The sequence below is a fragment of the Arthrobacter sp. Y3221160 genome, from assembly GCF_059092585.1.
Map to the genome: position 1 here is coordinate 2,573,152 of NZ_JBNHHU010000001.1, position 24,151 is coordinate 2,597,302.

Sequence of the window (24,151 nt, forward strand, 5' to 3'; positions counted from 1 at the left end):
AGGGGAGGGCGTCCGCCGAACCGCCGATCAGGCGTGCACCGCGCCGGCGCCGGCCCCCGCCGTCGTTGTTTCCGCGGCCAAGCTGCCGCGGATGAGGTCGGCGCAGCGTTCGCCGATCATCATCACGGTCAGGTTCGGGTTGACGGTCACGTGCTCGGGCATGACCGAGGCGTCCGCGACCCGCAGGCCGGTGACGCCCTTGACCCGCAGCTCGGGGTCCAGCGGCGACATGACGTCGTCCACCGGGCCCATGCGGACGGTGCCGACCGGGTGGTAGACGGTGTTGTGCGTCTTGCGGATGTAGTCCTGCAGCTCCTCGTCCGTCTGCGCCTCGACGCCCGGTGACAGTTCCCTGCCGGCCCACTCGGTCATGGCCGGCTGCGCGGCGATTTCGCGGGCCTTGCGGATGCCGGCGACCATCACGCGCATGTCGTGGCCCTCCGGGTCGGTGAAGTACCGAGGATCGACCATCGGCTTGTCGCGGAAGTCGCGGCTGCGCAGCCGGACGGTGCCGCGGGAGCGGGCGTGCGTGACGTTCGGGGTGAGGCTGAAGCCGTTCTCCGTGGTGGGGTAGCCGTGCCGCAGGGTGTTCATGTCGAACGGGACGGAGCCGTAGTGCATCATCAGGTCGGGGCGGTCCAGGCCCTCCTCGGTGGGCGTGAAGATGCCGATCTCCCACCACTGGGTGGATTCGGTGACCATCGGCTGCTTCGCCTCGAACTGGACCACGCCCTCGGGGTGGTCCTGCAGGTGTTCGCCGACGCCGGGGGAGTCGACCAGGACCTCGATGCCGTGCTCCGCGAGGTGGGCGGCCGGCCCGATGCCGGAGAGCATCAGCAGCTTCGGCGAATCGATGGCGCCGGTGGACAGCACTACCTCGCGCCGCGCGGACAGCGTGTGCGTGCGGCCGAAGGCATTGTCCACGATCTCGACGCCGGTGCAGCGCTTGTCCGCGTCGATCACCAGCCGGCGGGCGCGCAGCCCGGTCAGCAGGGTGAAGTTTTCCCGCTCGATGATCGGGTGGATGTAGGACACCGAGCTGGAGGAGCGGGTGCCGTCGGCCCGGCGGTTGATCTGGAAGAAGTTGGCGCCGTTGACCACGGTGGTGCCGTTGTTGAACTTGGCGCGCGGGATGCCGGCCTGTTCGCAGGCATCCAGCAGCGCGACGCCGGTCGGGTCGGCCGGCGGGACGTTCATGACGTGCACCGGGCCGGAGTCGCCGTGGTGCGGGGCGTCCGGGCCCGCGTCCTCGTTGGTCTCCAGCCGCTTGTACAGCGGCCAGGCCGCCTCGGCGTTCCAGCCGGTAACGCCGTGCTTGGACTCCCACTCGTCCAGGTCCTCGCGCGGGGCCCAGAAGGCGATGCAGGAGTTGTGGCTGGAGCAACCGCCCATGACCTTCGCGCGCGAGTGGCGCATGAAGGAGTTGCCGTTCTCCTGCGGCTCGATCGCGTAGTCCCAGTCGTAGCCGGACTCGAGCAGCTCCATCCAGCGGTCCAGCTGCAGGACCTCGGGCACTCCCCGGTCGTCCGGACCGGCCTCGACCAGCGCCACGGACACCGCGGGGTGTTCGCTCAGGCGGGCGGCGACGGCGGCGCCGGCGGATCCCCCGCCGACGACGATGTAGTCGAATTCCCGGTCGACGAGGTTCTCGACGTTGTCGATGTGCATCAGTTCTCCTTGCGGTGGTCAGCGAACCAGCCGGTCACCTGCGGGCTGGTGTTCTGGTAGATGTGCTTGGACTCCTGGTACTCGGCCAGGCCGGTGGGGCCGAGCTCGCGGCCGACGCCGGACTGGCCGAAGCCGCCCCATTCGGCCTGCGGCAGGTAGGGGTGGAAGTCGTTGATCCAGATGGTGCCGTGACGCAGCCGCCCGGCCACGCGCTGGGCCTTGCCGGCGTCCTGGGTCCAGACGGCTCCGGCCAACCCGTAGATCGTGTCGTTGGCGGTGGCCACTGCCTCGTCCTCGTCACGGAAGGTCTCCACGGTCACCACCGGGCCGAAGGCTTCGTCCACGACCACGGACATCCCCCGCTCCACGCGGTCCAGGACGGTGGGCAGGTAGTAGAACCCGTCGTCGTACTCGGGGCCCTCCGGGGCGGCGCCGCCGCAGCGCAGCCGCGCGCCCTCTTCCACACCGCGCTTCACGTAGGCGTCCACCTTTTCGCGGTGTGCCGCGGAGATCAGCGGGCCGGTTTCCGCGGCCTCGTCGAACGGGCCGCCCAGGCGGATGCCCTCGGCGCGGCGGACCAGCTCGTCCACGAAGCGCTCCGCGATCGACTCCTCGACCAGCAGGCGCGCGCCGGCGGAGCAGACCTGCCCGGAGTGGACGAAGGCCGCGTTCAGGGCGTTGTCGACGGCGGCGTCGAAGTCGGCGTCGGCGAACACCACGTTCGGGTTCTTGCCGCCGAGTTCCAGCGCCACCTTCTTCACGGTGCCGGCGGCGGCCGCCGCGACCACCTTGCCGGTCACAAGGCCGCCGGTGAAGGAGACAAGGTCGACGTCGGGGTGTTCGGAGAGAGGTGCGCCCGCCTCCGCGCCGGGGCCGGTGACCAGGTTCGCGACGCCGTCGGGCAGGCCCAGGTCCTTGAGCAGTTCCATGGCCAGGATGGCCGTGGACGGGGTGAGCTCGGCGGGCTTGAGCACGAAGGTGCAGCCGGCGGCCAGCGCGGGCGCGATCTTCCAGGCGGCCTGCAGCAGCGGGTAGTTCCAGGGCGTGATCATGCCGCAGACGCCCACCGGCTCGTGGACAATCCGGCTGACGACGGCGGGGTCCCCGGCGTCGACCACGCGGCCGGCCTGCTGCGAGGCGATCTTGCCGAAGTACTCGAAGGAGGCGGCGATGTCGTCCATGTCCATGCGGCTTTCGACGATCCGCTTGCCGGTGTCCAGCGACTCGGCGCGGGCGAACTCCTCGCGGCGCTCCCGCAGGCCTGCGGCGACCTTGAGCAGGAAGTCGCCACGCTCGGGCGCCGGCACGGCCGCCCACACGCCGGAGTCGAAGGCGGCGCGGGCCGCGGCGATGGCCCGCTCGGTGTCGGCACGGCCGGCCTCGGACACGGTGGCAACAACCCGGCCGTCGGCCGGATTGCGGATCTCGCGCACCGCGCCGTCGGCGGCCGGCTCCCAAGCGCCGTTGATGAACAGGGTGGAGGCGGTAGTGGTCATGGTGTCTCCTTCGAAAGTGCGGCGACGGGTTCTGGGACGGCGGCGACGGGTTCGTCGACGGTGTCGTAATCGGTTTCCCAGTCCGCCTTGGGCGGGACGTTTTCGGCGGCGGTGCTGTAGGGCAGCGTCGCGCGGTGCTGGTGCAGGAACTCGAGGTGCACCTCGTAGTGGTCCAGCACGTCGGCGATGACCTCGTCCTTGCTGTACCCCATGAGGTCGTAGCCGTGGCTGCCCTCGAGCGAGAACACCTCGATGCGGTAGTACTTGCCGCCGGCGGCGGAGGAGCGCGCATAGGACGGGACGTCGTTCTGCACCGGATAGATCTGGTACTTGAAGGTGCGTTCGCCGTCGAGCTCCACGCAAAGGTCCGCGGTGTCGATCCCGAAGGCATCGACGGTGCTGGTCTTCAGCGTGGCCTCCAGCCCGCGGGCGGCGAGGTCGGTGCGGACGTCATTGAGCGCGGGCATGGCGACCTCGGCCACGAAGCGCTGGGCCTGCCGACGGCCCGGGTAGTTCATGGCCCGGGCCAGGCGCTGGCGCCAGCCACGGCGTCCGTCCGCCCCGTGCGGCACGTTGGTGCGGGAGTTCAGCACGGCGTGCAGGCCGGCCTGGTAGCTGTCGGCCAGGGCCGTCTCCAGCCGTAGCGCCTTGTAGAGGCCGAGCATGATGAAGACCAGCACCACCGAGAACGGCAGGCCCATGATGACGGTGGCGCTCTGCAGCGTGGGCACCCCGCCCACCAGCAGCATGGCCAGGGTCAGCAGGCCGGTGGCGACGGACCAGAAGACGCGCAGCCACTTGGGGCCGTCGGAATCGGCGTCCTTGAGGTAGGAGGTGAAGTTGCTCATCACCAAGGCCCCCGAGTCGGCGCTGGTGACGTAGAACAGCAGGCCGGTGAAGGTGGCGATCGCGGCGCTGAGCGGGGCCATGGGGTACTGCTCCAGCAGCCCGTAGAAGGCCCGCTCCGGCTGGCTCATGGCCACCTCGCCGAACGCGGCGTTGCCGCCCATCACGATCTCGAGGGCGCTGTTGCCGAAGATGGAGATCCACAGCAGGATGAACGCGAACGGCACCACCAGCACCCCGACGACGAACTCGCGCAGCGTGCGTCCGCGCGAGATGCGCGCCAGGAACAGGCCCACGAAGGGAGCCCAGGCGATCCACCAGGCCCAGAAGAACAGCGTCCAGCCGTTTAGCCACTCGTCGGGCCGGTCGTAGGCGAAGGTGTCCAGCGCCATCGACGGGAAGCGGGAGAGCGTGTCGCCGATGTTGGTCACGATCCCGTCCAGCAGGAACCGCGTGGAGCCGGTGATCAGGATAAAGACCATCAGGGCGATCGCCAGGATGACGTTGAGCTCGGACAGCCTTCGGATGCCCTTTTCAATCCCGGTCAGCACCGAGATGGTTGCCATCAGTACCGCGACGGCGATGAGGGCGATCTGCACCACCGTGTTCTCCGGGATGCCGAACTGGAAGCTCAGGCCGTAGTTGAGCTGCGCGACGCCGATGCCCAGGCTGGTGGCAATGCCGAAGATGGTGCCGAGCATGGCGGCAATATCGACGGCGTGGCCCACCGGCCCGTGGATCCGCTTGCCGAGGATCGGGTAGAGCGCCGAGCGGATGCTGAGCGGCAGGTTGTGCCGGAAGGCGAAGTAGCCCAGCGCCAGTCCCATCAGGGCGTAGAGGCCCCAGCCGAGGATGCCGTAGTGGAACAAGGTCCAGACCACGGCCTGCCGGGCGGCCTCGACCGTGGAGCCGTCGCCCGTGGGCGGTGCCAGGTACTGAGTGACCGGCTCCGCGACCGAGAAGAACATCAGGTCGATACCGATGCCCGCGGCGAAGAGCATCGCGGTCCACGTGAAGAGGTTGAAGGTCGGGCGCGAATGGTCGGGCCCCAACCGGGTCTTGCCCACCCGGGAGACGGCCACGAAGAGGACGAACGCCAGGACGGCGACGACGATCAGTGAGTACCACCAGCCGAAGGTCTCGCCCACCCACGCGACGGCGGTGCCAATCACCGCGTCTGCCGATTCGCGGTCCAAAATGGCCCACAGCGCGATGCCGAGGACGCCCGCCGCGGAGCCGATGAAGACGGTCCAGTTGACCCGCGTCCGCGGCTCGACGGCGGCGCTGCCGGTGGGCGGCTCCGGCGGGGCCGTGCCGGGGACGGGGCGGTTACTGTCTTCGCCGTTGAGCTTAGGCTCGTTAGATTCGGGCGGCGTACTCATATCGGTCTCGTACCTCGCATCGTAGGAGTGCTGGTCGCGGTCTCGCTGTTGTCTTGGCCGGGTGAGGGCAACTCTCGACGCTAGCAAGAGCAGGAATTTACCCGCATGCGCGCGTATAGCACATGAACTAAGTGATGAGGATCACCTCATGAAGTGGCGAGGTTCACGTCGATTGCCCCGCGTGTTCTGTTTACGGGAGGTCAGTGGGGCGCCACCAGAAGGGGATGCGTCAGGCGCCGTCGTCGTAATACTGGCTGTTCATCCCGAACTCCGGATCCTGCTCGGAGCGGATCATGCGGTGGTCTTCGGGGTGGTCAAGGCAGGGGCTGGTGAAGGAGAGGACGACGGCGCCCACACCGCCGGCGACGTGGTGCGCCGCGGTGGCGCCGAGGTCGCCGTTCCGGAAGTAGAGCGTGCGGACGTCGCCGGTTTCGGCGGTGGCCTCGTTCTTTTGCTCCCAGCCGTGCGCGGTGAGGTAGCCGGCGGCGGTGTCGAGGGCCGCGTTGGCCTGGTCCGCGTCCGCTACCTTGCCGGTGGCCCGGGCGATCCAGGCGGTATGGGTCTGCGGTTGTTCGTCCTCGGGGCGCAGGCAGGTTTGTTCGCGCAGCAGACTGACCTTCAGGTCGGCGGCGGTGGACGCCTCGGCGATCGCCTGGGGGAGCAGCTGCTCGAGCTGGCGGCCGTAGTCCTGCGACGTCGGTTGTATCTCCTGCGACTGGTTCTCCTGCGGCATGGCGCAGCCTCCTAAAATGACGGCGGAAAGGGTGGCCGTCGCGGTGAGGGCGGCGGCGGAACCGGGTCGCCGCCGTCGTTCTTCGCCGCGCGGGCGGGCCGGGCGGTGCCAGGGGGAGCGAGCCCGCATGTTCATTTCTCCAGACTTTCGACCGTCACGGTTTCAAGGTTGCCATATGCGTAGTCCTCGGGATCCTGCTCGAGCGGGCTGGTGATCAGCGGGCCGTAGGGGGAGTAGGTCTGCCGGATCCGGTCCTGAACGAACGGGCTGACGCTTGTGCCTTCGACGACGCCCTGGATGTTGGTGGCCGAGGTGGAGCCCGGCCAGAAGTAGTCGGTGTGCCCGGTCATCAGCGAGTCCGGGTCCTCCGGTCTCAGGAAGCCGGTCTCGAGCCGGACCGGGTCCATGACGGTGGGGCTGCCGCCGCGCCAGAACGACGCTCCGTGGTAGCCGCCGCCGAGGAGCTGGGCGGCGCTGATGGGGTCGTCGCGGGTCTGCAGCCAGTAGCGGTGTGCCTCGGGGTTGGCGGTGTCCTCGGGGCTGCCCACGTTGTGCCCGGTGCCGGCCGGTGCGACGTAGACGATGTTGGTGGAGCCCAGGCCCTCGCGTTCGGCGGTGCCCAGCAGCGAGCCGCCGGCGCTGTAGCCGATGTACGTGGTGCGGGCGTCGGGCCGGGTTTCGAGGTCGAGGGCGTGGTCGAAGGCGGCCAGCAGGGGCCCGCCCCGCTCGTTGAACGAGGTGGTGATGTTGTCGGGGACCTCATCCGGCAAGTCGGTGCCCTGCCAGTAGAAGGAGACCGTGCCGGCGGGCGGTTCGCCGTTCACCGCGTCGAGCCGGGCCGAGTAGGCCTCCAGCTGACCCAGGTCGGCGCCGGTGCCCGGGACCAGGGCGGCCACCGTCCTGGTGTCCGGCGTCAGGGTGCCGTTCATGGTGACGATCCGGCCGTCGCCGTCCAGGCTGACCAGGACCACCTGGGAGTGATGGCCGACGGCGTAGTCCAGTCCCGTCCTCAGCGTTGCCAGCCGGTCGTGTTCGGTCTGCCAGGTCTCGAGGTCGGCGGTGTACTGCCGGTAGGCCCGCTGGTAGACCATCCGCGGGTGGCCCTGCTGATTCCCCGCGGCCGCGAGGTAGTCGCTGAGGTCGGGCTGTGGGCCCAGCTGTGCCTGCCGGGTCGCCACGGTTTCGCGGTAGCCGGCGGCGGTGATGGTGTTGGCCCGGATCCGGCCGGCGAAGGGGATGCCGTTCAGGCTCCCGAACACCGCGGGGTAGAGCAGCAGCATCCGTTCCTGTTCGGCCGGCGCCAGGGTGAGCCAGGCCTCGCGGATTCCCGCGATCCCGCCCTCGGTCAGCGCGGCGTCGCCGGCCATCGCCTCCGCCATGACGGCCTCGGACGAGCCGGGCATCCGCCACGCGGGCAGTTTGTGGGCGGCCAGCAGGGCTGCACCCTCGGGGTTGGCCGCGGCCCAGGCCCGCAGTTCCTCGTCGGTGAGCCCGGCCAGCGACGGCAGGTACGACTCCGGCGTCAGCGGGCCGAACCGCTCGTCGAGCCCGCTAGTGAAGTGGGCCCACGGCGGGGAGGACGGCCCGGCGGCCAGCAGCGGGGTGGGCGGCAGCGAGTCGACGGTGCCGCCCATGGCCCGCAGGGCGGCGGCGGTTTCCGCGGTCAGCGCCTGCCAGTCGGCCCGCAGGGAGCGGACGCGTCCGTTGAAGGCCTCCGCCCGCTGCTCCGCTTGGTCCGCCTCGTCGCCCTCCTGCGAGTCCGCGCCGTTCAGCGCCCTGGCCAGGCCGGGGCGTGCCGCCGCGAGTTCTTCGGACTCCGCCTGCAGTGCCCGGCCGGAGGCGACGAAGACCGTGACGGCTTCCCGGGCAGCGGCCAGCGCCGCAGTCCATTCCCGCATGGGTCCGTCCAGCTCATTCAGGGCGGAGTGGACCTCCAGCTCGGTGTCCGGTTGCTGATAGGCAAAGCTCAGCCCGGCCCACGCCGCACCGGCGTCGACCAGGTAATTTGCCGCGGACTCGGCGCGCAGGGACATCTCCCAGACCGCATCGCCCAGCCGGTCCCAGGGGACGTTGATCTCCGGGACGCTGCCCAGTCGCACCGTCACGGCTGCGGCACCGGCCCGAAGCCGCGCGGGGCAAGGACGGTCGAGTGGTCGGCGTTCAGGGACTCGGCGAAGGCTGCGGCTTCGGCGGACATCCGCCCGTCGGCCTCGACGAACAGCTCCGCGGTTTCGGCCACGACCCGCGACTTGTTGTACACGAGGCCGGCAATCCGGTGGCCCACGTCCCGCCGCGGCGACCAGAACCCCGCGAACGCGTCGGCTACGTCCGTGGCACTGCCGAACAACGACGCCGCCTCGTCGCCTGCCGCCGCCGTGTCGCCTGCCGCCTTGTCCAACGACTGGCCGTCCGCGGCCACGTCCACCAGAATCATGTGGAGCTGCCTCGGATTGATCCGCCAGCTGCCCATCCCGCCGCCCTTCCGCTTAACCGTTTCCCTCACACTGTTGCATGCGGCGCCGCGGAACTGAATGGGGACGACTCCCCATGGTTTATCGATTTGGTAGTTCCGGCGGCTTCACGGCCCGGAACCCTGGCCCCCGGCGCGGGGCGGAGACATACTGGGGCTCCTTGCTGAATAGATCCGGGGAGGTTGCATGGAACGTCCGGAACAGTGGGGGGCCGCCCACCGGCCGACTGCACCCGAAACCCTGTATTCGCCGTTCATGGAATTCGATCCGGGCCAGCTGTCGTGGCGGGACCAACCCGCGCCCGCGGAGCGCATCGGCCGCAGCTACAACGGCCTTCGCGTTGTGGTCGTCGTCGTTCTATTACTGATCGGTTTCGGACAGTTATTGGTGATCGTCTCGATGCTGGCCAGCGCCGCATTAGGCGATGCTCCCCCTCAGTTGCCGGTCGCCGTCGTCCTGACGGCAGCCTGTTTCCTGGGCCTTGGCGCGATTGGCAGGCACTGGGGCAAGGCGGCGCCGAAAAAGGTTGCCCGGCAACTGGTCTTCGGCGCGGGCGGCGCGGCCTTGTCGGGCGGTTGGTCCCGGTTCCGGCGCGAGGACATCGCCAAGGGCGCGGACCGATCACGTTCACGCCCGGGCACCAGATTTCTCCCACCGGCATCCCCATCACGGGGGTGCAGACCGGCGTCGACGGCATTGGCCACTGGCTGCTGCAGGGGCAGAAGGCGGGAACGGTGAACCGCTACGCGCTGGCGAGGCTGCTTGCCATGCAGAAGAAAGCACCGGCCGGTACCGGTACACGCCGGACCGACCGCGGGCAACGGCGCTGATCTTTCAGCGGGGGGCACGTGGACAGGCGCCTGTCGAGACGGCGAACGACGGCCGCCGCGCTGTCGGCGACCGGACAGGTTGCCCGGCCGGACCAGTTGCGGCGGCCGTCGTGTTGTGGCTGGGGATTTAGCTGTCGCTGACCGTGAAGCGGGTCTGCCGGTGCGCGGGCTTTTCGATCTCGTCCAGGATGGCCACGGCCATCGTGCCGGTGGTGGTGTGTGATTCGCCGTCGGCGGCATACAGGAGCCGGTCCGTGCCCAGCACCGGGGCGGTGGCGTCGCCGGGCGTGAACAGCGCCGAGGGGGACACCCCGACCCAGTCGACGTCCGTGACACCGCGCAGGTATTCGAGTTCCTTCAGCTGGTTCTCCGGGATGGAGATCCAGGCCTCGGCGCCTGGGATGTTGCGGATGTCCTCGACGAACAGGTGGTTGTCGTCGCCGGTGGTCAGGCTGCCGGCGCCCAGGATAAAGACCAGGCGGGGAGTGGCTTCCCCGGCGAGCTCGACCAGCGAGCGGGCCAGGTCAACGTGCCGGTAGGCCTCGTGCGGAGCCGTGCCGAACGCATTAACGACGACGTCGAAGGCTGCAAGGTCTTCGGCGCCGAGGGAGAAAGCGTCGCGTTCCAACACTTCGGAGTCCGTGCCCAGGACCTCCGCGGCCTTGGCGGCACTCCGGACGATGGCTGTTGTCTGGTGGCCGCGTTTGGCCGACTCGTGGAAGAGGGCGCGTCCGGCGTTGCCCGTGGCTCCGATGATTCCGATCTTCATGCTGTCCTTACGTTGGCGTGGTGTCTTTCAAAAGGCTATGCCTCTGCTTGGTGCAATCGATTGAATCATCAACTTATTCCGACGCGAGTGCCTCAGGCGACGGACCGCCCGCTCCCCGGCCGGCCGTAAGTGCCGCCGAGGCGACCGCCCGCTCAGTCAGGGCCCGCCGTCGTCGTTAGGCGGGCAAGTGAGGGCATGGGCCGGGAGGCCCAGCTAGGTGGCAGGCGGGGACACAGCCTCCATGACGCGGCGCAGGACGTCGCTGCGGGACCCAACCGCGTCGACGACCTGCCAGTCCAAGGACCCGGCCCTTCGCAGGTAGACGTTGCGTGCCGCCAGCAGGTAGTCCGCCGACTCGGAATCCTCGCCCCGCGCGATGATCCGGGCGTGCGCCGCCTCGGCGGGCAGATCCAGCAGCACGACGACGTCTGGCCGAGGCAGGGCTCGGGCCAGCCAGGGCAGGACGCCTCCCGGCGGCAGGCCGCGCACCTCCCGTAGGACCTGCTGGCAGTGCAGGTGCCGGTCCATCACAGTAGTCCCGCGGAACGCTGCGGCCCGGAGGTGGGCAGCCAGCACGTTCACAATGCGCACCATCGACTCGAACCGGTCGGCCCAGCGCGGAGTAATGCCAATGCCGAGGCGTGCAGCTGCCCGGGACAGCCAGCGCCGTCCGGCCGGGTTGCGCACTAACTGCGCGTAACGGCCCGCCGCCCGCTCAACTTCGACCAGCGAGGCCGCAGCCGTCGTCTTCCCGGCTCCGTCGATGCCGAGGATAACGACGGTTCTTCGCGGGTGCCGCCGCGGGCCGCGTCCGGTTTCCGTGGGCAAAAATTCCCTGCTCTCCTGTGGTGATGTCTCCTCAACAACGCACGCGCGGCCGGGATCGATGCCCGGTCGGGCTGTGAATTTGCTGAGACATGCCGAGCAGGCGAGGGGCTCCGAGCCAGAAAGACGACGGCGGCACGTGAGCGCCGCCGTCGTCCCTATGGGGCGATCGGTACCGCGAAATTCAGGCAGGCAGGTGAGGGTAGTCTTCCGAGCGGTCCTGGAAGGCGAGAACCGCCGGGTTGGCGATGACGCCGTCGCGGATCTCGATGGCCCGGCTGATCGTCTCGTCCTCGAGCCAGCTCCCGGGGCCGCCCATCACGGTGCGCAGGAACGGGATCAGGGCCGTGCTGATCTCCCAGGTCGCGGAATTCCACAGGTACGACGGCGTGTGGTCCACGGCGTAGTAGCTCACGTGGTTGCCGACCTCGAACGTGGGTTCGGCGAAGGTCGTCATCTTCGCCCAGCTGAAGCCCATGCCTTCATCGCAGGAGACATCGACGATCAGGCTGCCCGGCCGGAAGCCGTCCAAGTCCGCCTCGTCGAGGTAGATCAGCGGGTTGTTGGGGTCCTGCAGCGTGCAATTGACCACAATGTCCCGCTCTGCGAGGAACGGGGCCAGCGGCACCCGGCCGTCGTCGTCGGTGATGACGTGGCTGAGATGCGGGGCGGTGGCGTCCTGGTCGAACTGGGTGATCCGTGCGGAGTGGATCGGGGAGCCGACGGCAGCCGCCGCTCGGTTGGTCAGGACCTGGACGTCATGGATGCCGTGCGCGTTCAGCGCGGTGACCGCGCCGCGGGCGGTGGCGCCGAAACCAATGACGACGGCGGTGAGCGGGCGGCCGTAGTCGCCGGTGGATCCTGCCAACTCCAGCGCATGCAGCACCGAGCAGTAGCCGGCCATCTCGTTGTTCTTATGGAAGACGTGGAGGGCGAACCTGCCGTCCGCGGCCCAGTGGTTCATGGCTTCGAAGGCGATCAGCGTCAGCCGCTTGTCGATGGCCAACTGGGTGATGGCACGGTCCTGGACGCAGTGCGGCCAGCCCCAGAGGATCTGGCCGTCGCGGAGTTCGGCAAGGTCTTCCGGCTGCGGCTTGGGCAGCACCACCACGTCCGCTGTTGCGATGAGTTCCTCGCGCGGCGCCATGCGTCCCACCAGTTGTTCCAGGTGCGCGTCGGACACGCCGAAGCGCTCGCCGTAGCCCCGTTCGAGGATGATCCGCTCGCGGAGGTCGGCGTCGAGGCGCTCGATGTGCGCAGGATGGAGGGCCAGCCTGCGCTCATCGGGCTTTCGCGTCGTTGCCAGGACTCCGAGCGAGAGCAGAGTCAAAAGCCTCAGCGCTTCTTGATAGTGGTCAGGGTCTCCGAGGCTGCGGCGCCGGCGGCCTTGGCCTTCTTGTCGCTGCGCTTTTCCTTGATGGACTTGCCCGATTTCTTCGATGCGGTCTGTCGGGGAGATTTGTCGGCCATGAGTGCCTCCTTGGCGCCAGCAAAGAATGCTGCGCCTTAACGGGAGCACAGACGTGCTCCGTACTCCTGACCATACGCCATCGCGTGTCAGGCAGGTGCTCCGGTGGCCGTCGGCGGTGCACGTTGTGGCACGACGGCGGGAATGGGGCGGCAGTCCGGCTGCGGTCGAGGACGACGGTGGGGGATGCGCCTCGCGGAGCCGTCCTGAATCCTGGTCCCATCGACGGCGGCCGGAAACGTCGAGAGCGGCCGATAACGCCGAGAGCGGCCGATAAAGTCGTCGTCCTGTCAGCTATCGGCCCGTTTCGACGCTGGTGCCTCTGCATTGGGACATGGCAGGGGACGCGAGGCTCGAAGCACCAGGGCACGGCGGCCGAAGCACCAGGGCCCCGCGAGGCTTGGAGCGCCAGAGCGCCCGTGATGCAAACACCAGTACGCTGGATCTCAGACGTGAGTAACCGGGAGGGTGGATGTCCGAGACGACGGTAACAGAGGTGATGGCCGAGCTGGCCGCGCTTGAGGACCCGAAGGTGCGCGAGGCGAACGAGAAGCGCGGCGACGACCACGGTGTCAACCTCGGCAAGCTGCGCGCCGTCGCCAAGCGGTTGAAGACCCAGCAGGACTTGGCGCGCGGGCTGTGGGCCACGGGCAACACGGCGGCTCGGCTACTGGCCCTGCTGATCTGCCGGCCGAAGGATTTCGGACCCGACGAACTGGACGCCATGCTGCGCGAGGCGCGCGCGCCCAAGGTGCACGACTGGCTGGTCAACTACGTGGTCAAGAAGAGCCCGCACGCCGAGGAGCTGCGCGTGGCCTGGACCGGCGACGCGGATCCGGTCGTCGCCAGCGCCGGGTGGGCGCTGACCACCGAACGGGTGGCGAAAAAGCCCGAGGGCCTGGACCTCGAGGGACTGCTGGACACCGTCGAGGCCGAGATGAAGGACGCGCCGGACCGCCTCCAGTGGGCCATGAACCACACCCTCGCCCAGATCGGCATCGACCACGCCGAGCACCGCGCCCGCGCGATCAACATCGGCGAACGCCTCGGGGTGCTCAAGGACTACCCGACGCCGCCGAACTGCACGTCCCCGTATGCGCCAGCCTGGATCAACGAGATGGTGAGCCGGCAGGCCAAGGGTTAGCGGAAGCGGACCGGGTGCATCCCGGGGCTTCCGGGCAGGAAGTACGTCTGAACCGCCGTCGCCAACCCGCTTAAAGCCCGAACCGCCGTCGCCAACCCGCTTAAAGCAGGACGACGACGGCACTTGTGCGCCGCCGTCGTCCTCATGAAGGGTGAATCAGTGCTGCGGCTCGCGGGCCTTCAGCAGGGGCGCGAAGAACTCGGCCAGCTCCGCGGTCGCGGACAGCGGCAGCACGTTCGCCACGTACTGGTCCGGCCGGACCACCACGATGGCGCCGTCGCGGGAGATGCCGCGGGCGTCGAAGATGTCCTCATCCTTGGCGGTGCCGAAGACCTTCTCGAGGTTGGTCAGCTGGAACGGGCCCACCTCGGGCTTGAACACGGCGGGTACGGCGTTGATGTCCACCTCCTCGTGATGCTGCTGATAGATCACCTTCACATCGAACCAGGCGTCGAGGTCAGCGCCCTCCGGCCGGGCGGCGAGCGGGGAATCCGGTGCTGTCACCAGCCACTCGGACAGGTTGGCAACGGCCGCGGACTCGCCGGCCTGCGCCTGGTCGGCGAAGACATAGATGCGCCAACGCCCGTCGGCCTCGGCCAGGTGGCCCAGGTGCAGCGGGTTGGTGTCGCAGACGCGGGAGACCTTGGCGGACTTGAAGCGCTTGCCGACGGGGAAGCCGGTGGCCAGGTCTTGGTGGCTGCGCGCGCCGGTCAGGATCGACTGGGCGTACTCCGTCATGAAGCCGGCCGGGAATTCGGCGGTGCGGACGTAGAAGTCCTCGAGCTCCGTGGGATCGGCGAACTCCTCGGGCTTCTTGGCCATCATCGTCGACCATTCCTTGTCGAAGTCGATGAGGTCCTTCGCCACCACCTGGCGCTCGGCGGAGTAGGTGGAGAGCAGGCTCTCCGGGCTGCGGCCCTCCAACACGTGGCCCAGCTTCCAGGCGATGTTGAAGCCGTCCTGCATGGAGACGTTCATGCCCTGGCCGGCCTTGGCGCTGTGCGTGTGGCAGGCGTCGCCGGTGATGAAGACACGCGGGGTGCGGGTGCCGACGTCCTTGGGCAGCAGGTCGTCGAACCGGTCGGTGAGGCGGTGGCCCACCTCGTACACGCTGTGCCAGGCGACGCTGCGCACGTCCACCGTGTAGGGGGTCATGATCTCGTTGGCCTTGGCGATGATCTGCTCGATCGAGGTCTGGCGGATCTTGCCGTTGTCGTCGTCGGGCACCACGCCGAGGTCCACGTACATGCGGAACAGGTAGCCGCCCTCACGCGGGATCAGCAGGATGGACCCGCCGTCGTGCGACTGGATGGCGCACTTGGTGCGGATGTCCGGGAAGTCGGTCTGGGCCAGCACGTCCACGACGCCCCAGGCATGATTGGCGCTGTCGCCGGCCAGGGTGCTGCCGATCGCGGCGCGGACCTTACTGCGGGCGCCGTCGCAACCCACCACGTACTTGGCGTTGACGATGCGCTCCGAGCCGGCGTCCGGGCCTGCGCTGCGGATCAGCGTCACCTTCACCGGGTAGTCGCCCTCGTCGGCAACCTCGAGGGTCTTGAACTCCCAGCCGTAATCCGGCGTCAGGCGGGTGGGCGAGTTGGCCGCGACCTCGGCGAAGTAGTCGAGCACGCGCGCCTGGTTGACGATCAGGTGCGGGAACTCGCTGATGCCCATCTCGTCGTCGACCGCGCGGCCGCCGCGGACAATGTGCTTGGGGTTCTCGGTGCCGGGGCGCCAGAAGTTCATTTCCGTGAGCCAGAACGCCTCGGCGGTGATGCGCTCGGCGAAGCCAAAGGCCTGGAAGGTCTCCACGCTGCGGGCCTGGATGCCGTCGGCCTGCCCGAGAACCAGCCGTCCCTCCCGGCGCTCCACCAGCCGCGTGGTGATGTTCGGGAACTGGGCCAGCTGCGCGGCCGCGAGCATGCCGGCGGGACCCGAGCCCACGATGAGCACGTCGACCTCGTCGGGAAGCTCCTCGGGGCGGTCGATGCCTACGCCGGCTGCCGGCTTGACGCGCGGGTCTCCGGATACGTAACCGTGGTGGTGAAACTGCACGGGTGTCCTCACTTCTATTGCATCTGCGGCCGTCGCCAGTGTTCTATATTTGAACACCGGGTTCTATAACTGAATAACCGTTCGGTTGCAGATACTGTACGGCAAACATGACGCAGCTAACAAGTAACGCCGCTGTCAGCGGGTGATCCTCCGGGTCCGGCGGCGTGGTCCTCTCTAGCCGCCTGACTTGGGTGTTGCGGGGACAGAAGGACGGAATCGCGGTATCGCCGCACGCGGGGTTGCCCTGCGTGAAGTGATGGGGGTCACGAAAACTGTAACCGGCGGATGATGACCGTAGAATCCGGCCAGCAGCGGACTCCAGATGCTGCGAGAGGACTTTCTGTGACCATCCCTTATTACGACGCCGATGCCGTGCGTGCCGCTGTTCCGTTCAGTCGCGCGGTGCGCGCCATCGAGGAGGGGCTGCTGTCCGGCGTGGATCCGGAATTGGACAGTCCCCGGTTGTTCAGCCCTGCGCCGGACGGGGAGTTTCTGCTGATGCCGACCGAGGGCGGCGGCCGCTACAGCGGGGTGAAGGTGGCGACAATCGCGCCGAAGAATCCGGCCCGCGGGCTGGAGAAGATCCAGGGCATCTACGTCTTGTTCGACGCCGAGACGCTGGCCCCGCTGGCGACGATGGACGGCGCGGAGCTCACGGCCATCCGCACTCCGGCTACAACCTTGGCGGCCGTGAAGAACATTGCGGCGGCGGCACCGGACGGCGAGGGCTTTGGGGATGCCCCGCAGGTGCTGGTCTTCGGCGCGGGGATACAAGCGCTGAACCACATCCGCGCCGCCAAGTCCGTATTTCCGAACGCGGGCTTCGCGGTCGTCGGCCAGCGTCCGCAACGCATCTCGAACCTGATCGCCGTGCTGGCCGCGGAGGGAATAGAGGTGGCCGAAGCAACCGGTGCGCCGGACGCTGCCGTGGCGGGCGCCGACGTCGTACTTTGCGTGACATCCTCGCCGGAGCCGCTGTTCGACGGCAAGCTGCCCAAGGACGGGGCGATCATCGCGTCGGTCGGGCAGCACGGTTTGGACGCCCGGGAGGTCGACGCGGCGCTGGTGCTGCGCAGCGACGTGGTGGTGGAAGGCCGGGCGTCGTCCTGGCGGGAGAGCGGGGACCTGATCCCGGCCCGCAGCGTGGAGGAATGGCGGCAGATCCAGCCGCCGAACCTGCGTGACCTGGTGCAGGGCAAGCTGGTCCGGCGCCCGCGCACGTGCTGCCTCTACACCGGCGTCGGCATGGCCTGGGAGGACCTGGTGACGGCGGCGGTGGCCTATGAAGAGGGCGGGCCGCGCGTTACCGGTGCGCGTAGGTGAGGCAGTCCGCGTTGTCCGCGCCCGGACCCACGTGAACTTCGGGCGCCTGGCACATGAGGTGGTCGTTGTGGGTGCACTCGGTCCGCTGGCAGGCGCCGACGCTGGCCAGCACCTTGGGCAGCCCGCCGTGCACTCCGGTGTCGATAAAGGTGGCACAGGCGGCATGGTTCTCGCCGCCGGCCACGGTGATGGCGGCCGCATTGCATTCGCTGTGATCGTTGAAGGAACAGTTGGTCACTGAGCAGTCGCTGACGTGTGAAGTCACAGTCATGGCACTTCCTTCCATCCCGGGACCGCCCCGGGTTGGGCGGCTCCATTAACTACGGTAGGCGCGATGCGGCCGATCAAAAAGGCATAAGACTGTGAGGTAATTGCCGACGCGACAAGAGGCGCCGAGCCCGCGGCTCAGGCGGCCGCGCGGCTGGCCGTCCGGCCGTGCACCACGTAGTACAGCAGGATGCAGGCGAGCATGAGCAGGCCAAGCCAGCCGTACATTCCGTCGAAGCCGGTCAGCGGCACCAGCAGGCCCAGCAGCACCGGGCCAAAGCCGGTGCCGATGTCCAGCATCAGGTAGTAGGTGGCCAGGGCGGTGCCGAACCTCCGCTCCGCAACCAGCCGGACGGTAATGGCCTGCGTTCCGGGCAGCAGGGTCCCGAATCCGAGGCCGCTCAGCACCGCGGAGACGATGACGATCCAGGTGTCCGGCCCGAGCGCCAGCAGCGCCAGGCCGGCGGCGAACAGCACCAGCGCGGGATACAGCACCACGTTGTCGCCGCGGCGGTCTTGGACCCTGCCGGCGGTCAGCCGCGACACCAGCACCGCGGCGGCAAACACCATAAAGAACAGCGCCGCCGCATCCGCCGCACCCGCGGCAGCGGCATACGAGGTGAGGAACGAGAGGATGCCGGAAAACGCCAGCCCGCTCACCAGCAGCACGGTGGTGATCGGCAGGACCTCGGGCGCGAACACCTTTCCGAGCAGGACCGCGGGGGTTCGGCGCTTCCTTTCAGGCTCGCCGCCCGGACCGCGCTGATTGACGACGGCGGTGGGCGCCGCCGGCGCTTCCGGCAGTTTCAGGATCAGGGTCACCGCCAACGCCGCGACGGAACAGGCCGCACAAAAGAGGAACGCGCCCTCGTAACTGCCGTCAACAACCAGCACCACCGCCAGCAGCGGCCCGAGGGCGGTGGCCAGCGTGGTGGAAACGGCGAAGTAGCCGGTGCCTTCGCTGCGGCGGGCGGGCGGAATCAGCGCCTGCGCACCGGCCGTGACGGCGGTGTTGGCGAGGCCGAAAGCCACACCGTGGGCCAGCCGCAGGACCACCAACGAGGTGAGGGAGTTTGCCGGGATGTACAGGAGGGAAGCCGCGACGAAGGCGGCCAGGCTGATCAGCAGCATCCGCCGCCGGCCCGCGTTGTCGATCAGCGGCCCGGCAAAGAACCGCGAGACGAGCGCCCCCAAAATGAAGGCGCTGGACGCAAAGCCGGCCCCGGCGTCGGAGGCTAGGAACCGCTGGGCCGCGTAGAGGGCCATGGACGTCATCAGCAGGTAGAACACGATGTAGATGAACAGATTCGCGCCGATGGCCAGCACGAAGTTTCTGCTCCACAGCTTCTCCTGCATGCGGACGGCCTCCTAGCCTGCCTGGACCGGTCCTCGTTGTCCCAGCGTTCCGGGCAGACCAGCAGTCCTGATTATGCCGCCGGGCTACACTTCCGGCACGCACGGACCGGTGCCCAGCAGCGCCAGGCCCGCCCGGTCGCCGTCGGCCAGTGCAGTCACGCCGTTTGCCCCGGCATACATCAGTTGCTCCGGATCATCCACATGCGCCAGCCCCAGCACGTGGCCGAGCTCGTGGATGATGACGGCGCGCACGTGCTCCCGGCCGTCGGGATATGTGAGGACGTTCCGGAGCGCCGGCGCATCCAGGGTGATCTGGCCGGCGACGAGAACGTGCGGCGTTCCCCGTGCGCCGACCGAGGAGCTGCCGCCGAGTCCGGCTATATCTCCGGCCAGCCGGGACACTTCGTCGGGATCCGACCACGTGATCAGCACCGGCGCCCACCGCTTGCCGTACCGCTCCGGCTGAAAGCGTTCGCGGCCTTCCTCGGCGAAGGCCTCGTCAGTGGGTCCGTCGTAAACGAACTGCAGTCCGCTGGCCGCGGAAACCTCGGCGATGGCTTCCTGAATGATCGTGTCGCCCCCCGGCGGCGCATTGTCCGGACGGACCACGTAGTGGATGGGGCGGCAGGGGTCATAGGCGAGGAAGGGCTGCGAGGACTCCGGCGGTGTTGCGTACAACTCGTAGGCGTCCGACTCCGCGACGGCGGGCGGCCGGCCCAGGGGGTTGTCGGCGGCTTCGACGCCGCGGGGCGGAATGTCCGCGCCGGGAAGGTAGGGGGCTATCGCCGGCATGACGTGTCGGCTGAACACGCCCGGGGCGAAGCACAGGGCGATGACGAAGGCGAGGGCCAGCCCGGTCGACAGGCGGCCGGCGCGGCGCGGGGAGGTACCCCGCTGCACGGAACGCGGGCGGGACTTTGCCGCCGGGGTCGGCCAGCCGGCAGCGGGCCCCTCGGCGGGCCGGGGCGGGGAAGAGGTTCCCAGTGCCTCGTCCAACGCCCATTGCGGGATCCTCCCGCTGGGTGACCGCTTGACGCCCGGCTGCCCGGGCCGGGTTTGCGCCCCGGGGGACGCGTCCCTTGCCAGTCCCTCTGCCCGGTGCTGCATCTGCTTCCCCCAACTACCCCAATTCGGCTTCGCCGAACGACGACAGCAGCAAAATTATACGTTCCATCAAAAGGGAACCACCAGGGTAGAGGCAGCTCCAGGGCGGCCGCCGGCCAGAATAATTCCGCGGCCTACTGCCGCTCGGACGCCCGCACCGCCGACAGCCCGCCCGCGGCGAACGCCACCGTGCACGCGAGGACAAGAAGCAGGGGAGCGGTCCAGCCTCCGGTCACCGTGTTCAGCCATCCGGCCACAGGCGGTGCGCAGGTCGCGGCCAGATATCCGCCCGTCTGGATCCGGGCGGACGCGGAGGCCGCCTCGTTGTCGTTGCGGGCCACGCGCGGGATGACCGAGAAGATGGCCGTGAACCCGCCGCCCTGGGCGATCCCTCCCGTGATGGACCAGAGAATGTAGGCGTCGGGTGCCAGGAGCAGGCCGAGGGGGAGGGTCATCCACAAGACGGCGATGCCTGCCGTCGGCACCCAGAGCCGGGTTCGTGCTGCCACGAGCGGCACCCCGAAAGCGCCGACAATGGCGGCCACCTGGAAGAGCGAGGCCGTGGCTCCGGAGGCGGCAATGGACATGCCCCGGACTTCGGACAGCAGCAGGGGCAGCCAGGTGGTCGTTCCGTAGTAGGCGGCGGACTGGCCACAGAAGGCCAAGGTCAGCAACCAGATGATCCACCTATTGGGCCGCCCGCCGCCGGTCTTCGGGCGCGGCATCGACGCCGTTCCGGATCCACCGGTGCCAACGGGTTTGGCTGCGGCGGTATTGGCGGGCGCTTCACCGGACGCGCGGCCCGGCCCGGCTGCCAAAGCCGCGCGCCGCCGTCGCGCCGTCGGCAGCCAGTAGGCGAGGCCGAGGATGGCCAACACGCCCCAGGCCGCCAGTGCCCACCGCCAGCCGACGAGCGCGGCGAGCGGTGCGGTGCCCAGCAAGGTCGCCATGGAGCCGACGTTCATCGTGGCCGAGTAGACGCCGGTGGCAGCGGAAACGCGGTTCCAGGGCACGTCGCGGCGAATCAGCACCGGAACCACGATGTTGCCGAGCGTGAGCGCCGCGCCGATGATTACCGTCCCTGTCAGCACCACCGGTACCGGGCCGAGGGATCGGATGACGGTTCCGGCCAGGACACCGGCCAGGCACAGCACCACCGTAGCTTCCGGGCCCCAGCGCCGGATCGTCTGGGTGGCCAGGGGAGTGGCCAGCGCGAAGAGCAGCACCGGCAGTCCCGTGAGCAGGCCCGCGCCCGCGGCCGACAGCCCGGTGTCGGCGCGGATGTCCCCGACGACGGCGGTGGGCGCGATGATCGGTGCACGCAGGCTTAAAGCCAGGATGGCGATGCCCAGAAGCACCCACGGCAATGCCGGCCGGGAGGCGAATGCGCGGACCGTGGCTGGCTCCTTCGGGTTGTGTGGGCGGCAACGGAGAATCCCCCAGTCACCCTAGCCGAAGTGATCGGCGCCACCGCTGATGGTTTACGTCGAGGGTGGGCATCGCCGTCATTATTCGCGGCAGGCCTGCGCCGGGACGGGATTCCTTCTGCCCGGTGGTAAAGTCGGGAGAAGTATGCTTTCCGTCCGCACCCGCTGCGCGGAAGGCCGTCGAAGCGCCTCGGGCGCATCGACCACCCAAGACTTCAGTGCCGGCAACTCCGGCTTCGGGCGTTGATGCCCGGCAACACACCGCACCACAGATCGGAATCCATGAACACCAAGCCGTTGCAAACTCCTCCGAAACTCGCCAAGGACGCCTTGCGCATAGTCCCCTTGGGCGGACTGGGCGAGATCGGCCGGAACATGACGGTGTTCGAGTTCGGCGGCAAGCTGCTGATCGTGGACTGCGGCGTCTTGTTCCCCGAGGAGCAGCACCCGGGCGTGGACCTGATCCTGCCCGACTTCTCCTACATCCGCGAACGCCTCAACGACGTCGTCGGCATTGTCCTCACCCACGGGCACGAGGATCACATTGGCGGCGTGCCGTACCTGCTGAAGGAACGCGCCGACATCCCCGTGATCTCCGCGAAGCTGACGCTGGCCTTCGTGAAGACCAAGCTGCAGGAACACCGCCTGAACGCCAAGATGGTGCAGGTCAAGGAGGGTGACCGGAAGAAGTTCGGTCCGTTCGACCTGGAATTCCTGGCCGTCAACCACTCCATTCCGGACGGACTGGCCGTGGCCATCCGGACCGGGGCCGGGCTGGTGCTGGCAACCGGCGACTTCAAGATGGACCAGTTCCCGCTGGACCGCCGGATCACCGACCTGGCCGGGTTCGCGCGGCTGGGCGACGAGGGCGTGGACCTGTTCCTGCCGGATTCCACCAACGCCGAAGTCCCCGGTTTCCTCGCTGCCGAGGCCGATCTGGTGCCGGCAATCGATACGGTCATGCGCACCGCCCCGCGCCGCGTGATCGTCTCCAGTTTCGCCAGCCACGTGCACCGCATCCAGCAGGTCATCGACGTGGCACACAAGTACGGCCGCAAGGTCGCCTTCGTGGGCCGGTCCATGGTGCGCAACATGACGACGGCGCGCGAGCTCGGCTACCTGAACATCCCGCGCGGGGTGCTCGTGGACTTCAAGGAACTGGAGAAGCTGCCGCCCACCAAGGCCGTGCTGATCTGCACCGGCTCCCAGGGCGAGCCGATGGCTGCGCTGGCCCGCATGGCCGGCGGCGACCACATGATTGACCTGACCGAGGGCGACACCGTGCTGCTGGCGTCCTCGCTGGTGCCGGGCAACGAATCCTCCATCTACCGGCTGATCAACGACCTGACCAAGCGCGGCGCCAACGTGGTGCACAAGGGCAACGCGAAGGTGCACGTCTCCGGCCACGCGTCGGCCGGCGAGCTGGTCTACTGCTACAACCTGGTCCGCCCGAAGAACGTGCTGCCCGTCCACGGCGAGCACCGCCACCTGAAGGCCAATGCCGAACTGGCCGTCCGCACCGGCGTGGACCCGAAGCGTGCGCTGATCGTGGAAGACGGCACCACCATCGACCTGAAGGACGGCGTGGCCCGGGTTTCCGGCCAGATCGCCGCCGACTACGTCTACGTGGAGAACATGGTGGCCGGCGCGGCCACCGAAGCCTCCCTGCAGGACCGGCTCCGGCTGGCCGAAGACGGCGCAGTCACCGCGCTGCTGATCGTCAACCCGGACACCGGGCGGCTGGAGGAAGACCCGGAGTTCTTCCCGGTCGGCTTCGCCCCGGCGGTCGAGCAGCTGGAGAAGGCCACCGGCATCGTGGAGAAGACGCTGATGCAAATGCGCGGCGACAAGACCGGCCCGGACGCCGAGAAGGCGATCGCGCAGGCCCTGATCCGCTGGTCCGACCGGGCGCTGCGGCGCAAGCCCGTGGTCACGGTCATCATCGTGGAGGCTTAGCCGGTCCGTTCGCCACAGCGAAGAAAGCCGGGAGGGACGGAACGGGCACGAGCCCGTCCGTCCCTCCACTCTTTTAAGAGCGCTCCTGCCTCCCGCTCACCGCCCGAGGGTCGGCGGGTTCCGCTGCTCCGTGGAGGAATTCCTGGTCACCGGCGCTCCCTCTGCCGTGAATCAGCCGTTGGCCGCCGGCTTTCGCGGGCGGCGAGCCTGCCCGAAAGCGGTCCCAGCACGATGAGCGAGGCCCAGATGAGCTTTCCCGCTGTCCCGCCGGCGGCGAAGGCCACCGGGATCGATATCGCGAAGACCAGCGGCGGGACGAGGGAATCGAGCACGAACGCCCGATGCTGCCTGCGGTTCAGCGGCTCGATCTCGAGGCGGTTCCTGCGGGCGATCTCGAACATGGCCAGCTGCGCCAAGGCAGCGAGGGCAAGGTTGGCGGCGTACAGCACGGTCGACAGTTCCAGGGACGAGGTCTCGGGGTCGCTGATGCCCTGCGTGGTGAACGGAATCAGGATGACGAACGAGGCAGCCACCAGGTTCGCCGTCGTCGTTGCGGAATCCAGCGCCGAGAGCCGTTGTATCAGGCGGAGGTTCATCCGCCAGAACACGGCGATCACCACGAAGCTCAGGACGAAGCCGGCCAGCTGATGCACCAGGCCGGAGCCTGCCAGCGACCGGAGGTCTTGCCATGCCTCCGGCGAGGGAGCATCCAGGTTGGTGATCAGCAGCGTGATGGCGAAACCGTAGATGACGTCGTAAAAGCCGATGCCGCGGTCAAACTCGCTGGACTCCCGGGCCAACATGGCGGAATTGCGCTCCGGCTGTTCGGAATGTTCCGCGGAGCTTTCGGGGCCCGCGCCGTATGCCGGCGGTTCGCCGTCCCGGGGTTGTGCCACGAGATCAGCGTGGCGCAAACCGTGGTCACTATGCAATGGGCGGAAGGCGCGAGGGCGGCGCCCGCCTCTGGTCGGGACTGAGGCCCGATGGTGTGCCCGCACACCGCCGTCGTTGGTGGCGCAGTGGCGCGGCGC

At 68.7% G+C, this 24,151-nt stretch carries 20 protein-coding genes; 4 read left to right on the forward strand and 16 right to left on the reverse strand.

Going from position 1 to position 24,151, the window contains the following annotated elements; all coding sequences use genetic code 11:
- Positions 1-27: 27 nt before the first annotated feature.
- From AC5RWG_RS11995 to AC5RWG_RS12020, 6 genes are all read right to left on the reverse strand, one after another.
- Positions 28-1,668, reverse strand: coding sequence for a GMC family oxidoreductase (locus AC5RWG_RS11995; RefSeq protein WP_494167025.1), 1,641 nt, complete (start codon positions 1,666-1,668; stop codon positions 28-30).
- Entirely contained in the window at positions 1,668-3,164 is a 1,497-nt protein-coding gene (locus tag AC5RWG_RS12000; protein ID WP_494167026.1) for an aldehyde dehydrogenase family protein, read from the reverse strand. Before AC5RWG_RS12000 ends, AC5RWG_RS11995 begins: the two co-directional genes overlap by 1 nt.
- Positions 3,161-5,392, reverse strand: coding sequence for a choline BCCT transporter BetT (gene betT / locus AC5RWG_RS12005; RefSeq protein WP_494167027.1), 2,232 nt, complete (start codon positions 5,390-5,392; stop codon positions 3,161-3,163). Before betT ends, AC5RWG_RS12000 begins: the two co-directional genes overlap by 4 nt.
- Positions 5,393-5,621: 229 nt before the next feature.
- Positions 5,622-6,260 (reverse strand): hypothetical protein, encoded by a 639-nt coding sequence (locus AC5RWG_RS12010; protein WP_494167028.1) that lies wholly within the window; start codon positions 6,258-6,260, stop codon positions 5,622-5,624.
- A complete protein-coding gene (locus tag AC5RWG_RS12015) occupies positions 6,257-8,230 on the reverse strand; it encodes an alpha/beta hydrolase (RefSeq protein WP_494167029.1) in 1,974 nt (657 codons plus the stop codon). The genes AC5RWG_RS12010 and AC5RWG_RS12015 overlap by 4 nt, the downstream gene beginning before the upstream one ends.
- The gene (locus AC5RWG_RS12020) at positions 8,227-8,628 is read right to left on the reverse strand and encodes a hypothetical protein (protein WP_494167030.1); all 402 of its coding nucleotides are present in this window, start codon (positions 8,626-8,628) and stop codon (positions 8,227-8,229) included. Before AC5RWG_RS12020 ends, AC5RWG_RS12015 begins: the two co-directional genes overlap by 4 nt.
- Positions 8,629-8,782: 154 nt before the next feature.
- Between AC5RWG_RS12020 and AC5RWG_RS12025 the strand changes: the two genes are divergently transcribed.
- Positions 8,783-9,334 carry a hypothetical protein gene (locus tag AC5RWG_RS12025; protein WP_494167031.1) on the forward strand — a complete coding sequence of 184 codons (552 nt, stop codon included), beginning with the start codon at positions 8,783-8,785 and terminating at the stop codon, positions 9,332-9,334.
- 219 nt (positions 9,335-9,553) lie between these two features.
- On the opposite strand, the gene AC5RWG_RS12030 is transcribed toward AC5RWG_RS12025, so the two are convergent.
- The 4 genes from AC5RWG_RS12030 to AC5RWG_RS12045 form a co-directional block, all read right to left on the reverse strand.
- Positions 9,554-10,195: an NAD(P)-dependent oxidoreductase gene (locus AC5RWG_RS12030; protein WP_494167032.1), complete on the reverse strand. Its 642-nt coding sequence runs from the start codon at positions 10,193-10,195 to the stop codon at positions 9,554-9,556.
- A gap of 213 nt (positions 10,196-10,408) precedes the next feature.
- A complete protein-coding gene (locus tag AC5RWG_RS12035; protein WP_494167033.1) occupies positions 10,409-11,023 on the reverse strand; it encodes a dTMP kinase in 615 nt (204 codons plus the stop codon).
- Positions 11,024-11,204: 181 nt separating this feature from the next.
- Positions 11,205-12,350 carry a N(5)-(carboxyethyl)ornithine synthase gene (locus AC5RWG_RS12040; protein WP_494167034.1) on the reverse strand — a complete coding sequence of 382 codons (1,146 nt, stop codon included), beginning with the start codon at positions 12,348-12,350 and terminating at the stop codon, positions 11,205-11,207.
- Positions 12,351-12,355: 5 nt separating this feature from the next.
- On the reverse strand, positions 12,356-12,490 hold the full coding sequence (locus tag AC5RWG_RS12045; RefSeq protein ID WP_494002157.1) for a hypothetical protein: 135 nt from the start codon (positions 12,488-12,490) through the stop codon (positions 12,356-12,358).
- Between the two features lie 470 nt (positions 12,491-12,960).
- On the opposite strand from AC5RWG_RS12045, the gene AC5RWG_RS12050 reads away from it, so the two are divergent.
- Positions 12,961-13,632: a DNA alkylation repair protein gene (locus AC5RWG_RS12050; RefSeq protein ID WP_494167035.1), complete on the forward strand. Its 672-nt coding sequence runs from the start codon at positions 12,961-12,963 to the stop codon at positions 13,630-13,632.
- Between the two features lie 156 nt (positions 13,633-13,788).
- On the opposite strand, the gene AC5RWG_RS12055 is transcribed toward AC5RWG_RS12050, so the two are convergent.
- A complete protein-coding gene (locus AC5RWG_RS12055; RefSeq protein WP_494167036.1) occupies positions 13,789-15,687 on the reverse strand; it encodes an FAD-binding monooxygenase in 1,899 nt (632 codons plus the stop codon).
- A gap of 342 nt (positions 15,688-16,029) precedes the next feature.
- Between AC5RWG_RS12055 and AC5RWG_RS12060 the strand changes: the two genes are divergently transcribed.
- On the forward strand, positions 16,030-17,010 hold the full coding sequence (locus AC5RWG_RS12060; protein ID WP_494167037.1) for an ornithine cyclodeaminase family protein: 981 nt from the start codon (positions 16,030-16,032) through the stop codon (positions 17,008-17,010).
- On the opposite strand, the gene AC5RWG_RS12065 is transcribed toward AC5RWG_RS12060, so the two are convergent.
- From AC5RWG_RS12065 to AC5RWG_RS12080, 4 genes are all read right to left on the reverse strand, one after another.
- On the reverse strand, positions 16,991-17,275 hold the full coding sequence (locus AC5RWG_RS12065) for a DUF1540 domain-containing protein (RefSeq protein WP_494002346.1): 285 nt from the start codon (positions 17,273-17,275) through the stop codon (positions 16,991-16,993). The genes AC5RWG_RS12060 and AC5RWG_RS12065 overlap by 20 nt on opposite strands.
- Before the next feature lie 140 nt (positions 17,276-17,415).
- Entirely contained in the window at positions 17,416-18,633 is a 1,218-nt protein-coding gene (locus AC5RWG_RS12070) for an MFS transporter (RefSeq protein WP_494167038.1), read from the reverse strand.
- Positions 18,634-18,717: 84 nt separating this feature from the next.
- Positions 18,718-19,740 (reverse strand): matrixin family metalloprotease, encoded by a 1,023-nt coding sequence (locus AC5RWG_RS12075; RefSeq protein WP_494074279.1) that lies wholly within the window; start codon positions 19,738-19,740, stop codon positions 18,718-18,720.
- 131 nt (positions 19,741-19,871) lie between these two features.
- On the reverse strand, positions 19,872-21,095 hold the full coding sequence (locus AC5RWG_RS12080) for an MFS transporter (RefSeq protein ID WP_494167039.1): 1,224 nt from the start codon (positions 21,093-21,095) through the stop codon (positions 19,872-19,874).
- 351 nt (positions 21,096-21,446) lie between these two features.
- Between AC5RWG_RS12080 and AC5RWG_RS12085 the strand changes: the two genes are divergently transcribed.
- Positions 21,447-23,120, forward strand: coding sequence for a ribonuclease J (locus AC5RWG_RS12085; RefSeq protein WP_494002171.1), 1,674 nt, complete (start codon positions 21,447-21,449; stop codon positions 23,118-23,120).
- Positions 23,121-23,266: 146 nt separating this feature from the next.
- On the opposite strand, the gene AC5RWG_RS12090 is transcribed toward AC5RWG_RS12085, so the two are convergent.
- A complete protein-coding gene (locus tag AC5RWG_RS12090) occupies positions 23,267-24,016 on the reverse strand; it encodes a TMEM175 family protein (RefSeq protein ID WP_494167040.1) in 750 nt (249 codons plus the stop codon).
- Positions 24,017-24,151 lie beyond the last annotated feature (135 nt).

What these genes read in the sequence shown, in the direction of transcription:
- AC5RWG_RS11995 (WP_494167025.1), bottom strand. Translation starts at nt 1,668, where the DNA reads ATGCACATCGACAACGTCGAGAACCTCGTCGACCGGGAATTCGACTAC.
- AC5RWG_RS12000 (WP_494167026.1), bottom strand. Translation starts at nt 3,164, where the DNA reads ATGACCACTACCGCCTCCACCCTGTTCATCAACGGCGCTTGGGAGCCG.
- betT (WP_494167027.1), bottom strand. Translation starts at nt 5,392, where the DNA reads ATGAGTACGCCGCCCGAATCTAACGAGCCTAAGCTCAACGGCGAAGAC.
- AC5RWG_RS12010 (WP_494167028.1), bottom strand. Translation starts at nt 6,260, where the DNA reads ATGAACATGCGGGCTCGCTCCCCCTGGCACCGCCCGGCCCGCCCGCGC.
- AC5RWG_RS12025 (WP_494167031.1), top strand. Translation starts at nt 8,783, where the DNA reads ATGGAACGTCCGGAACAGTGGGGGGCCGCCCACCGGCCGACTGCACCC.
- AC5RWG_RS12030 (WP_494167032.1), bottom strand. Translation starts at nt 10,195, where the DNA reads ATGAAGATCGGAATCATCGGAGCCACGGGCAACGCCGGACGCGCCCTC.
- AC5RWG_RS12045 (WP_494002157.1), bottom strand. Translation starts at nt 12,490, where the DNA reads ATGGCCGACAAATCTCCCCGACAGACCGCATCGAAGAAATCGGGCAAG.
- AC5RWG_RS12050 (WP_494167035.1), top strand. Translation starts at nt 12,961, where the DNA reads ATGTCCGAGACGACGGTAACAGAGGTGATGGCCGAGCTGGCCGCGCTT.
- AC5RWG_RS12070 (WP_494167038.1), bottom strand. Translation starts at nt 18,633, where the DNA reads ATGCAGGAGAAGCTGTGGAGCAGAAACTTCGTGCTGGCCATCGGCGCG.
- AC5RWG_RS12075 (WP_494074279.1), bottom strand. Translation starts at nt 19,740, where the DNA reads ATGCAGCACCGGGCAGAGGGACTGGCAAGGGACGCGTCCCCCGGGGCG.
- AC5RWG_RS12085 (WP_494002171.1), top strand. Translation starts at nt 21,447, where the DNA reads ATGAACACCAAGCCGTTGCAAACTCCTCCGAAACTCGCCAAGGACGCC.